Annotated in this window: 8 protein-coding genes and 1 pseudogene; 8 read left to right on the top strand and 1 reads right to left on the bottom strand. The window is 44.1% G+C overall.

The window, feature by feature from the left end; genetic code table 11:
• Positions 1-1,479 (top strand): C69 family dipeptidase, encoded by a 1,479-nt coding sequence (locus tag AB5150_RS02170; protein WP_055280578.1) that lies wholly within the window; start codon positions 1-3, stop codon positions 1,477-1,479.
• Positions 1,480-1,497: 18 nt separating this feature from the next.
• Here AB5150_RS02170 and AB5150_RS02165 read toward each other — a convergent pair whose 3' ends face one another.
• Complete coding sequence (locus AB5150_RS02165; RefSeq protein WP_349093278.1) at positions 1,498-2,385, bottom strand: AraC family transcriptional regulator; 888 nt, start codon at positions 2,383-2,385, stop codon at positions 1,498-1,500.
• A gap of 171 nt (positions 2,386-2,556) precedes the next feature.
• Between AB5150_RS02165 and malQ the strand changes: the two are divergent.
• From malQ to AB5150_RS02130, 7 genes and pseudogenes are all read left to right on the top strand, one after another.
• Positions 2,557-4,035: pseudogene (gene malQ / locus AB5150_RS02160) on the top strand (4-alpha-glucanotransferase); the annotation flags it as partial.
• Between the two features lie 48 nt (positions 4,036-4,083).
• On the top strand, positions 4,084-6,333 hold the full coding sequence (locus AB5150_RS02155) for a glycogen/starch/alpha-glucan phosphorylase (protein ID WP_243147815.1): 2,250 nt from the start codon (positions 4,084-4,086) through the stop codon (positions 6,331-6,333).
• A 172-nt stretch (positions 6,334-6,505) separates the two neighbouring features.
• Positions 6,506-8,023: a response regulator gene (locus tag AB5150_RS02150; protein WP_055145606.1), complete on the top strand. Its 1,518-nt coding sequence runs from the start codon at positions 6,506-6,508 to the stop codon at positions 8,021-8,023.
• A 58-nt stretch (positions 8,024-8,081) separates the two neighbouring features.
• On the top strand, positions 8,082-9,794 hold the full coding sequence (locus tag AB5150_RS02145; protein ID WP_022215947.1) for a sensor histidine kinase: 1,713 nt from the start codon (positions 8,082-8,084) through the stop codon (positions 9,792-9,794).
• Positions 9,795-10,096: 302 nt separating this feature from the next.
• Positions 10,097-11,398, top strand: coding sequence for an extracellular solute-binding protein (locus AB5150_RS02140; protein ID WP_015534109.1), 1,302 nt, complete (start codon positions 10,097-10,099; stop codon positions 11,396-11,398).
• A gap of 106 nt (positions 11,399-11,504) precedes the next feature.
• Complete coding sequence (locus AB5150_RS02135; RefSeq protein WP_349093279.1) at positions 11,505-12,899, top strand: sugar ABC transporter permease; 1,395 nt, start codon at positions 11,505-11,507, stop codon at positions 12,897-12,899.
• Positions 12,899-13,777 carry a sugar ABC transporter permease gene (locus AB5150_RS02130; protein ID WP_022215950.1) on the top strand — a complete coding sequence of 293 codons (879 nt, stop codon included), beginning with the start codon at positions 12,899-12,901 and terminating at the stop codon, positions 13,775-13,777. Before AB5150_RS02135 ends, AB5150_RS02130 begins: the two co-directional genes overlap by 1 nt.
• The last annotated feature ends 42 nt before the right edge of the window (positions 13,778-13,819 follow it).

Genomic DNA, 13,819 nt, shown 5'->3' with positions numbered 1-13,819 from the left:
ATGCCATGTACAACAATATTGGTAGGAAAAAATGCGTCTTATGACGGTTCAACAATAATAGCGAGAAATGACGATTCTGGTGCCGGTTCGTACACGCCGAAGAAATATGTGGTTGTGAAGCCGGAGGAGCAGCCAAGAATATACAAGTCGGAGATATCCCATGTGGAGATTGAACTTCCGGATGATCCGATGCGTTACACCTGTGTTCCAAATGCGCTGGCGGGCGAAGGAATCTGGGCGGCAAGCGGAGTGAATTCTGCAAATGTGGCTATGACGGCGACGGAGACCATAACCTCAAATCCAAGAGTGCTCGGCGCGGATCCACTGGTGTGCTATGAGCCTGCGGAGGGAGATAAGCCTGAGAAGACTGGAGGTATCGGCGAGGAGGATATAGTCAGCATTACACTTCCATATATAAAGAGCGCAAGAGAGGGCGTGAAGAGACTTGGCAGCCTGCTTGAACGATATGGAACCTATGAGATGAACGGAATTGCATTTCAGGATGTAGACGAGATCTGGTGGCTTGAGACCATCGGAGGACATCATTGGATCGCGAGAAAAGTTCCTGATGATGTGTATGTTGTCATGCCAAACCAGTTTGGTATGGACGAATTTGATATGGCAGACGCAATGGGAGCGCAGAGCGAGTTCATGTGCTCGGCAGATCTTCCAGCATTTATAGAAAAGTATCATCTGAACGTGGAGAATATGGAGGACACGATCTGTCCACGGAATATATTCGGCAGCCACGACGATGCGGATCACGTGTACAACACCCCGAGGGCATGGTTCATGGAGCGGACGCTCAACCCGAATTCGGCAGTCTGGGACGGACCGGATGCGGACTTTACGCCGGTTTCGGATGACATTCCATGGTGCATGATACCAGAGAAGAAGATAACCATGGAGGATGTGAAGTATGTGCTTTCTTCGCATTATCAGGGAACTCCGTATGATCCGTACGGCAATTACGGCGACAATAAGATGCGCGGGGCATATAGATCGATAGGTGTGAACAGGACGGATTTCATGTCGGCGATCCAGATGAGACCATATGTTGGAGAGGATATCTGCGCTGTACAGTGGATAGCATTTGCATCGAATGCATTCAATGTCATGGTTCCTTTCTATGCAAATGTAGACACGACTCCTGAGTATCTGGCAAATACAGGGGCGGATGCTTCCACGGACAACTTCTACTGGACCAGCCGCATGATCGCAGCGATGGCGGATGCATCTTATGCGAAGTCGGTGTTCCATATCGAAAGGTACGAGGAGAAAGTCATGTCCAAGGCACATGAGATAATATGCAGATATGATGATATTATGAATGAACAGCCATTGGGCGAGAAACTCCGCCAACAGGCCAACCAGGAGACCACAGACATGGTGAGACGTGAGGCAAATGCAACCCTTGGCAGGGTCCTCTATGAACTCAGCAATCAGATGAAGAACTCGTATTCAAGATCTGATGCGTAGTAGGCAATGAGTGGCCGCTTACAGGTTATGATTATCCCTGTATTTACCCGGAGTCACGCCGTATTTCTTCTTAAACATCCTGTTGAAGTAGGACAGGTTGAAGAAGCCGCAGTTCTCCGCGACGGAGAGTATGCTCTCGTCATTGGAGGAGAGAAGTCTTGCGGCAACATTCAGCCTGAAGTCGTTCAGATATGATACAAATGACACCCCCATGGTGTTCTTGAAAAATCGCATAAAATGGGATTCAGAGAATCCACAGTAGGAGGCTATATCCGTTATGGATATGGCCTCTTTGTAATTTTCGTCTATGTAGGAGAGGATGAGTTTTGTTCTCTCCAGATCCCTGGCTCGGTTCTTCCTGTCTGCCTCATCCCTTGCGGTGGAGTTGGCATAGAGAATGTAGAAGAATTCAAAATAGCATCCCTTAAGTGCAAGGTGGTATCCCTTTGGCGTCTCTGAGCAGAGCTTGTCTACCCTGTTAAGACACGCGGAAAGAGACGGATATAATGGATCGTCCCTGTCATAAATACTCTTGATATCCACGTCGCCCGCCAGCAGAGGCAGGAAAAACTCGCTGTCCAGTGAGTCGTGATTTCTGGATCTGAACATGTCGACGGAGAAAAGAATATTCTCATATTCCATTGAATAGCTTTCGTGCTGGGAGATTCCGTGAATGTGTCCTGGCAGGATAATGACTATGTCACCCTCCTCAACATAGTGAGTTGTGAAGTCCACAGTCACATTTCCCTTGCCTTTTTTGATATAGATAATCTCCATAAATTCATGCCAGTGCAGAGACACAGAATTGAAGTCAAGTGGTATGGAGCACAGGTAAGTATTGTACGGAAACATCGGGTCCGCATGGGTCTTATTCTCCAGAAGATTTTCGTATTCAAGACTGTTCATATAACCATGTGCCTCCTTTTTGTTAATTCGACGATTTTTTACAGCTTTTACATATTGTACATCATCAAGATGATAGAATTGTACAATAAATTGCTTATATAATGCAAGCATAAAAGGGGAAATGCTAATAAAATACAAGCCATAACAGGAACTGTTCAGGAGGTATCATATATGAGTAAAGCGTTGGAGCGTGGCGCAGGAATACTCCTGCCGATAAGCAGCCTCCCATCACCATATGGAATTGGAACCATGGGAAGAGATGCTTATGATTTTGTTGATATGTTGAAAAGAGCAGGGCAGAAGTACTGGCAGGTGCTTCCGATAGGACCAACAAGCTTCGGTGACAGTCCTTATCAGTCGTTTTCAGCATTTGCGGGCAATCCGTATTTTATCGATCTGGATACATTGATAGCTGAAGGGCTTCTCAAGAAAGAGGAGGTAGAATCCTACAAATGGGCTGACAGTGATGACGAGATCGACTACGCTAGAATATACAGACAGAGATTTGAAGTTCTCAGAAAAGCATTTGGCAGATCAGAGCACAAAGACAGCAGGGATTACGTAGATTTCATAGAGGAAAATGAACAGTGGATAGATGACTATGCGCTGTATATGGCGATCAAGGCTGATCATAACAATCGAGAATGGCTTGCGTGGGAACCGGCGATCAAGAAGAGAAAGCCGGAGGCTATGGCAGCTTACAGAGAAAAGCTTGGTGAAGACGTGGAATTCTACAAATTCCTTCAGTTCAAGTTCTACGAGCAGTGGATGCCATTAAAAGAGTACGCCAACAGAAACGGCATAAGCATCATTGGAGATATTCCAATCTATGTGGCACTGGACAGTGCTGATGTGTGGGCTAACACAGACCAGTTTCAGCTGTCCGGAAGCCTTGCACCGGCGGTTGTGGCAGGATGCCCACCAGACATGTTCTCAAGCTACGGACAGAAGTGGGGTAACCCGATTTATGACTGGGATGTCATGGAGAAGGATGATTTCGCGTGGTGGAAGAAGAGAATTGCTGCATCTGCAAAGCTCTACGACGTGATCCGTATAGATCATTTTATCGGGATAGTCAGATACTACAGCATCCCGGCAAATGGCGAGCCGAAGGATGGCTACTACAGACAGGGACCGGGAAAGAAACTCATCGATGCTATAGACAGTGCCATAGGTTCATCCAAGGTTATAGCAGAGGACCTCGGCGTGGTCGTGCCAGAGGTTCAGAAACTTGTAAAGGAATCCGGTTATCCGGGCATGAAGGTGTTGGAATTTGCATTTGACGGCAATACGGCAAATGAATATCTGCCGCACAATCACGCAAAGAACCACGTAGCGTATATCGGAACCCACGACAATGATATGCTGAAAAGTTATATCAGCGGACAGAGTGAGGAGCTTCAGGAATATATGATGAAGTACCTCATGGCGAACAGCCTGGATGATGTGGCAGAGAAGATGATACATGCACTTTACATGAGCTCAGCGGACACGGTCATACTTCAGATGCAGGATATTCTGGGCAAGGACAACAGTGCCAGAATGAACTATCCATCAACGCTTGGCGGCAACTGGAAGTGGAGGCTTACCAAGGGCGCAACATGGGAATTTACACAGGAACATATAGATAAATTAAGGGATCTCACCAGACTGTATGGAAGAAACAGGGTGAAGACGTATATTTGTAAGGAGGATATTATGTTAAAGGACATTTGCATGAAGAAATACAACAAGGAGATCAAGGACTGCACAAACGAGGAGATCTACTTCGCACTCCTTGATATGACAAAGAAGCTCGCAGACGGAAAGGTTTCAGAGGAGGGACAGAAGAAGGTTTATTACATCTCAGCAGAGTTCCTCATAGGAAAGCTTCTCTCGAACAATCTCATCAACCTTGGTGTATTTGACGAGGTTAAACAGGTGCTTGCTGAGAATGGCAAGAGCATCTATGACATAGAGGAGGTTGAGCCAGAGCCATCACTTGGAAATGGCGGACTTGGAAGACTTGCAGCATGCTTCCTTGATTCCATGGCAACCCTCGGACTTCACGGAGATGGAATTGGACTTAACTACCACATGGGTCTGTTCAAGCAGGTATTTGAGAACAACTACCAGAAGGAGACTGCAAATCCTTGGATTGAGGCAGACAGCTGGCTCGAGAAGACAGACGTTACCAACACGATCACATTTGGCAATCTGAAAGTCCAGTCAAGAATGTACGATATAGATGTAACCGGATACGAGAACAGAACAAATAAGCTCCACCTCTTCGATATCGAGAGCGTTGACGAGTCCATCATGGAGCCGGGCGGAATTAACTTCGACAAGACAGACATTGCAAAGAACCTGACACTCTGCCTGTACCCGGACGACAGCGATGAGGCTGGAAATCTTCTCCGTATCTACCAGCAGTATTTCATGGTGGCAAATGGTGCAAAGCTCATTCTTGATGAGGCTAAGGCAAAGGGTTCAAATCTTCACGATCTGGCTGATTATGCAGCAGTTCAGATCAATGATACACATCCTTCAATGGTGATCCCTGAGTTCATCAGACTTCTTACCGCTGAGGGAATATCATTTGACGAGGCTACAGAGATCGTGACAGAGGTGTGCGCATACACCAACCACACTATCCTTGCAGAGGCTCTTGAGAAGTGGCCGCTTGCTTACCTTGAGAAGGTTGTTCCACAGCTTGTTCCTATCATCAAGAAGCTGGACGAGAAGGTTCGTAACAGATACAAGGATGAGAGCGTATATATCATCGACAAGGATCAGAGAGTGCACATGGCACACATCGATATACATTATAGCCACAGTGTAAACGGTGTTGCATACCTTCACACAGAGATCCTCAAGGATTCTGAGCTGAACAACTTCTACAAGATCTATCCTGAGAAGTTCAACAACAAGACAAATGGTATCACATTCAGAAGATGGCTTCTCCACTGCAACGAGCAGCTTGCAGCTTATATCACAGAGCTCATCGGTGACGGCTACAAAAAGGATGCAGAGAAACTGAATGACCTCGCTAAGTTCTATGATGATGACGCAGTCCTTGGCAGGATCATGGATATCAAGAAGCAGAACAAGGTCGTTCTCAAGGATTACCTTAAGGAGACACAGAACATTGACATAGATGAGAATTCTATCTTTGATATACAGGTTAAGAGACTTCATGAGTACAAGCGTCAGCAGATGAACGCACTCTGGGTTATCCACAAGTACTTCGATATCAAGGCAGGAAATCTTCCAAAGACTCCTGTGACTGTAATATTTGGCGCAAAGGCAGCTCCTGCATACACCATCGCAAAGGATATCATTCATCTCATCCTCTGCCTGCAGCAGCTCATCGATAATGACCCAGAGGTGAGCCCATACCTCAAGGTTGTCATGATCGAGAACTACAATGTGTCAAAGGCAGCAAAGATCATACCTGCATGTGACATTTCAGAGCAGATCTCACTTGCATCAAAGGAGGCATCAGGTACCGGAAACATGAAGTTCATGCTGAACGGCGCGCTTACACTCGGAACAAGAGATGGTGCAAATGTTGAGATTGGAGAGCTTGTCGGCGAGGATAACATTTACTTCTTCGGCGAGTCAAGCGAGGCAGTCATCGACCACTATGCAAAGGCTGATTATGTGTCAAAGGATTACTACGAGCAGCCTGAGATCAAGAAGCTTGTTGATTTCATCGTGAGCGATGAGCTCCTTGAGATCGGACAGAAGGAAAGCCTTGAGAGACTTCACAACGAACTTATCGTAAAGGATTGGTTCATGACACTCCTCGATGTTGAAGATTATATCAAGACCAAGGAAGGCGTACTTGTAGACTACGAGGATCGTAAGACTTGGGCAAAGAAGGCACTTGTCAACATCAGCAAGGCTGGATTCTTCTCATCAGACAGAACCATCGCTGAGTACAACAAGGACATTTGGAGATTATAATATAAAACTTAGTTTATTTCACAGCAGGGGACGGAGGGGTCAGGCACCTCCGTCCCCTTTTGATTTAGGTTTTGGTGGCGAACAGGAAGTAAGTCGGTTATAATTAAATTTACTAAAGTTGTAATGTGATGCGAAAACAGTTCACATCAAGAAAAAGGAAGGCGGTGGAGAGATGTATAGAATACTGATCGTTGATGACGAGAGAATAGAGAGAAACGGGATAAGATTCCTCCTGAAAAAGCTGAATATGGAATTTGATATCGACGAGGCGGTAAACGGTCTTGATGCATTGGAGAAGATGCGTCAGGAGAATTATGATATCCTCCTCACCGATGTGAAGATGCCTTTCATGGACGGTATAGAACTCATTGACAATGTGGTAAATGAGAAGAAGAAAATGAGATGTGTGATATTCAGCGGCTGCAATGAATTTGACTATGCAAAGAGAGCAATAAGGCTGGGAGTTGTGGATTATATATTGAAACCGGTCGACCCGAAGGAGTTTAAGGAGACGTTGGAGAAGGTTGTGGATGAGCTAGAGGCGGCTAAAGCCTCGGATGAGCTCAAGAGCAAGAGCATGGAATTCCTTTATGAGCATGCGCTATATATGCTTGTAAATGGCGAAGATATAGAGAGTATACGCAGAGAGTACAACGGTCTGAACCTGAATTTCGCCAGATTTAAGAGAATTCTGCTGGTTGAATTTAATCACGATTTCTTTGGAAGACGAGATGTAGATTTCAAGAAAAATGAGAAGATATTGGCACTTGGAATACAGAGATATCTCAATCTGAATCAACAGCAGGAACTTATTTTTCTGGGCGATGAAACAGATGCGGTTTACACGGCCCAGGAGCTTGCCAGGATAATTAAAAGTGATTACGATGAGGAATGCTTTATAGCAGTTTCATCGGATATAGAGAACCCTGAGGACATGAAACAGAAGGTTGATGAGCTTGATGAGCTTATGGACAATAAGTTTTATCATCCGGAGATAAAGGTGTTCTACCCAAATATGGAGAGCGATTCGTCAGGAATGATCCAGTTTGATGATGACACTCTCATGAAACAGATGAAACAGGACATCAAGATGAAGGATGTAGAGGCACTCAGGGAACATTTTGACAAATTCTGTGAAAAGTACAGGCACAAGAATGAGTGTTCACAGATATATATAAAGTTTCTCTACTCAAATCTTTTGAAGGACATATACGGCAGTATAGATGGGACTGGTGAGGCGGATCTTAACAAGGATGTTGAAAAGATGTATATGACGACAGATTTTCAGAGTCTTACAGGTCTTGTTGAGGTTGCGATAGACAGACTCGCGGCCTGCTTTGAGGACAAGAGTCAGACCGGACATAAGGAAGTGGAGATAGTAAAGCAGTATATTTACAGGAATTACGGGAGCGAGCTAGGCATAGATATGCTTGCGGATATGGTATATCTTGCCCCAAGTTATCTCAGCACAGTGTTTAAGAAAGAGACGGGACAGAACCTGAGCAAATTTATCAAGTCATACAGAATGGAGCGGGCAAGGGATATGCTTGAGAATAGTATGGCGAAGATTGTAGATATAGGTGCGATGTGTGGTTATCAGAATGTATCCTACTTTTGTTCGAGTTTCAGGGAGTTTTATGGAGTGAGCCCTCAGAAATTTAGGGAGAGCGGTGTTGCAGGCGGTGAGTAGACATACAGCAGACTTGGAAAAGGACGATTGCAGAACTCATTAAGCAGGGGGATCGTAGATGAACAAAGGTGGAGTCAAGAAGAGATTTCGTGATATGAAGCTGACTGGCAAAATGGTTGTTATTTATCTGCTGGCCGGACTTGTGCCTGTTATGATAATACTGGGTATAACATATATGGAGATGAAAAAGATCCTGTGGGCCCGGGAGACAACAATCTTGGAATCTTATGTCAGCCAGACCACGGATTCTATGGACAATGAATTGGAGATATATAACAACCTCTCTAAATATATATCGTATAACCAGTCGATTGCAAAGATACTGAGCGCAGATCAATCGGCATATCAGAATTATGAGCAGTTCAGTACGGTGATCGATCCTCTGCTGGCATCAATCATGTATTTCCATGAGGATGTAAACCAGGTCACGATATATACTGATGCCAGTGATGTGAAACATGGGTCAACAGTTGCACCGTTAAAAGATCTGGCGGATGGAACGCATGCATATGATGATCTGGATAACAATATACACTGGCATATTGATCTGGAAAGCCGAACTGCATTTTCAGTCAGCCGGATGGCTATGCTGGAGCAGAAAGGTGCCAAGGGCGTTTTGTATGTAGGCGTGGATTATGACAGTGTATTTCAACCGTTTTATACAGAGACAATGTTTGATAATTATGGGCTTATCATAGAGGATGAGTATGGACATATGATATTCAACAAGAATACATTTGCCGATGAGCAGTCAGCATATGAATTGGATGTGGATAAATTCGATGTTCTGAGAGAGATGGAAAATTCAGGGTATCAGTTCATAGATAAGACGTCCAAGGCGACCGGCTGGAACATATGTGTATACAAACCGAACAAACTTATAATCTCATCGGTTCGTCCGATACTTATAATAGCGGTGGCGGCACTTCTGGTAAGTATGCTCGCAGGTATATTATGTATAAATATGGTATCAGAATTTATAACGAAGCGAATCAAAAATCTTCAGAAGACTATGAAGGCCACCGAGACAGGAAATCTGGGCATGGTTATAGAAAATGACAGTACAGATGAGATTGGTGATCTTATAAATGGCTACAATAGCATGAGTAAGCGCCTTGATGAGACTGTCAATGAGGTATATCAGAGCAAGATCAAGGAAAAAGAATACGAGATGAGGGCACTTCAGGCCCAGATCAACCCGCATTTCCTGTACAATTCTCTGTCTATGATCAATTGGAAAGCCCTTGAGGCGGAGCAGGAAGACATAAGCCGGATCACCTTGTCTCTGTCCACATTCTACAGGACAGCCCTGAACAAAGGAAAAAACATCTTGCTTGTCAAAGATGAGATAGCAAATATCAAGTCGTATCTTGATATCCAGCTTGCCATGCATGACAACAGCTTTGATGTGGTGTACGACATAGATGACAGTATCTTAAAATACGAAACATTGAATCTGATACTCCAGCCGCTGCTTGAAAACGCGATAGGGCATGGAATTGACGTCAAGACTGACGGCAGAGGAGAGATACGCATAGAGGGAAAGGAGAATGGAGATTTCATTGACTTTACCGTATCTGACAACGGTATCGGAATGACAAAGACCCAGGCCGCCCTGATCCTGTCGAAGTCGTCCAATGGCTACGGTGTGTCAAATGTAAACGAGAGGATCAAGCTATATTATGGAGAGAAGTACGCGGTGAAGATCGAAAGCACCCCAGGAGCCGGCACGAAAGTAATGCTCCACTTCCCAAAGAGAGTAGAAAACTAGAAAAATTATAAAAAATACGAAGAGTGGATGTACCTTTTGAAGCTAATTAAAGCTCAAGAGGTACATTTTTTTATACTTTTGTGGACATAATAACAATGCATAACGGCGGATATCCGCGGCACACTCCGGAGCGGCGCCCGCCCATCAAAAAAATTCAACATATCTAAAAAATCCAACATGATTCTAAAATCATTGATATATACGGATTGGAAACGTTTTCTTATAATAATGACATAAGGTAAAGGTACTGCAAAGGTGTTAAAAACATTCAATCAAAACTATATTTTTAAGGAGGAACGGTTATGAGAGTTAAGAGATTTGCAGCAGTTGCACTTGCGGGTGTAATGGGAATGTCAATGCTGGCAGGATGTGGAGATTCAGGAAAGGATGAGTCAACAACAGCAGCAAAGAGTGATGCAACAGAGGCTACAGATGCAACAGAGGCAGCTTCAGAGGAAGAGGCGATCAAGACAACACTTACAGTTTGGGGACCAGCTGAGGATCAGTCACCTGATTACGGCGAGTGGTTACAGACAACATGTGAGGCATTCAAGAAAGAGCATCCAAACTGGGATATCACATTTGAGTATGGTACATGTAGTGAGGGTGATGCTGGAAAGACTGTAACACAGGATGTTTCAGCGTCAGCAGATGTATACATGTTCGCAAATGACCAGTTACAGACTCTGATCGATGCAGGTGCTATCTCAGAGCTCGGCGGAAGCACAGCAGATTATGTTAAGTCAACAAATTCACAGGCGATCGTAGATTCTATCACAGTTGATGGAGGTATCTATGGTGTGCCATTTACAACAAATACATGGTTTATGTACTACAACAAGAAGACATTTACAGAGGATGATGTAAAGAGCCTTGACACAATGCTTGAGAAGGGTAAGGTTTCATTCCCACTCTCAAACTCATGGTACATCGCAGCATTCTACCTTGCAAATGGCGGAACATTATTCGGTGATGGTACAGACAATGATGCAGGAATCAACTTCGGTGGTGACAACGGCAAGGCTGTTACAGACTACCTGGTAGATCTTGTAAACAACAAGAACTTTGTAAACGATGAGTCAGGTGTTGGTATCTCAGGTATGACAGATGGTTCAATATCAGCAATGTTCTCAGGCTCATGGGACTACGCAGCATTACACGATGCACTTGGAGATGATCTCGGAATCGCAGTTATGCCAACAGCCAAGATCGGCGGTGCGGACAAGCAGCTCCTCTCATTTGCAGGATCAAAGGCAATCGCTGTAAATCCTAACTGTGAGTATCCACAGGTTGCAGTTGCACTTGCACTCTACCTTGGAAATGAGGCATCACAGGAGTCACACTACACAGCAAGAAACATCGTTCCATGTAACACAAGCCTTCTTGAGAGCGATGCAGTTAAGGGCGATGCACTTGTAACAGCTCAGAATGCAACATTCGATACAACAGCATTCATCCAGCCATTTGTTCCTAAGATGAGCAACTACTGGACACCAGCAGAAAACTTTGGTAAGTCTCTCGTAAATGGTGAGGTTACACATGACAACGCAGCAGATATGACAGAGTCATTCAACACATCACTTAACACTGATGTAGCACAGTAAAAATACTAGTTATATATTTCAAAAACAGGTGCTCCATTCATCTACAGGTGATGGGGCACTTGTAATAAGAAGAGATAATGATTTACTTTGAGACGGAGGTGTTAGGATGGCTCAGGCTATAACAAATAAAAAAAGCAAAATAAAGAAAATACGAAGATCTGATTACCCATATACCGTTGCACAGGCAGCGGCAAATGGAGACATAGCTACCAGAATTTCATTTCTGATCTTGGGGTTTGGAAGCATAGTCAGAAAACAGTTTGTAAAGGGATTTTCGTACCTGGTACTTGAGGTACTGTTTATATGGTTTATGATAAAGCACGGAGCATCACTCCTGGTGGATCTCTTCCATCTGGGTGGTCAGGAACAGCAGAAGGTCTGGAATGATGCAAAGGGGGTATTTGAATATACCCAGGGTGACAACTCTCTGCTCATGCTCCTGTACGGTGTGGCAACACTGTTTATAATTTTCGCATTCATCTGCCTTTGGGTAGTAAGTATAGAGAGCGCATACAAAGCGTATTGCCTGTGGGATAAAGGCAAAAAGGTTCCAAAGTTTAAGGACGATGTGAAGAGTCTGTTTGACAGCAATCTTCATGCATTTCTTCTTCCACTTCCTGTACTTGGAGTCGTTGTATTTACGATATTGCCATTGGTTTTCATGATATTTATGGCATTTACAAATTACAGCAAGCTTGGTTCACATACAGTTATATTCAACTGGGTTGGACTGAAGAATTTTGCAAAGATATTGAACTTTAGTGATGCAATAGGAAGTACATTCTGGTCAGTGCTTGGCTGGACGCTTGTTTGGGCTGTGGCAGCCACATTCAGTAACTACTTCCTTGGAATGATACTCGCAATGGTGATCAACAGAAAGGGAACCAGGGCAAAAGGTATGTGGAGAGCGATCTTCATGCTCTCAGCAGCGGTTCCGCAGTTCGTATCACTTCTTCTGATGAGAACGATCTTCAGTCAGAATGGTATCGTCAATACATTACTTATAAATAACGGAATAATCGACAATGCTATTCCATTCTGGAGCAATGCAACACTTGCCAGAGTTATGGTAATTGTCATCAATATCTGGATAGGAATTCCATTCACCGTCATGCAGGTCACAGGAATCCTCCAGAGCATACCGGAGGAGATATACGAGGCTGCGAGAGTTGACGGCGCAGGCCCGGTAAAGATCTTCTTCAAGATCACTCTTCCTTATATGTTGTTTGTCACAGCGCCATATCTGATAACAACATTTGCAGGAAATATCAACAACTTCAACGTTATCTACCTTCTGTCAAATGGAGCGCCTACTCCGGTTGGAAAGACTGCCGGAAAGACAGATCTTCTTGTCACATGGCTCTATAAGCTGACGGTTGATAATCAGTACTACAACTTAGGTGCTGTTATAGGTATAATGACATTCATAGTTCTCGCTGTTGTGTCACTGGTAACTTACCACAACACCGCATCATATAAAGATGAGGAGGGATTTCAGTAATGGCTAAATCAAATAATAATGAGATTAAAGCAAGAAGCAAATGGACACTGGGAGACATCGTGGTTCATATCATACTGGTAATCCTTTCGGTTATCTGGGTACTGCCGATCGCATGGATAATCATGATAAGCTTCAGAGGAGAGAAAGGACAGTATGTTTCAACTCTGCTGCCAAAGTCTCTGACTCTGGCGAACTATACAAAGCTTTTTACAGACACAGGTATCCTGAACTTCATGCAGATGTTCAAGAATACTTTGATAATAGCAATTTTCTCATGTATAATATCAACAGCGTTCGTGCTTGCAGTTTCATACTGTATGTCAAGAATGCGTTTCAGACTGAGAAAGCCATTTATGAATGTGGCACTTATCCTTGGAATGTTCCCGGGATTCATGGCTATGATAGCTGTGTATTACATCCTTAAGGTTCTGGGACTTTCAGAAGGCTCACTCATCAGGGTTGCTCTGGTACTCGTATATTCAGGCGGTTCAGGACTTGGATTCTATATCGCCAAGGGATTCTTTGATACTATACCAAAGTCGCTGGAAGAAGCAGCATACCTTGATGGTGCTACAAGATGGCAGTCATTTACAAGGATCATCATACCACTCAGCCGTCCGATCATAGTTTATACGGTTCTGAATTCGTTCCTTGCACCATGGATTGATTTCGTGTTTGCTAAGGTTATATGCAGAGCCAACAAGGACTATTACACAGTATCCATCGGACTTTGGAACATGCTCGAGAAAGAGTATGTGTACAACTGGTTCAACTCATTTGCGGCTGGCGCAGTGCTGATATCCGTACCGATTATCATTCTCTTTATGATAATGCAGAAGTGCTACAAGGATAGCATGTCTGGAGGCGTAAAGGGTTAAGGATAATATATGAAATTATTTGCAAAACCTAAGTGGAATGAG

The organism is Coprococcus sp. RTP21281st1_F1_RTP21281_210402 (assembly GCF_040915325.1).
Taxonomy (GTDB): Bacteria; Bacillota; Clostridia; order Lachnospirales; family Lachnospiraceae; genus Coprococcus; species Coprococcus aceti.
The sequence above is the reverse complement of the archived record's forward strand: the minus strand, read 5'-3'. Positions and strand labels throughout refer to the sequence as shown.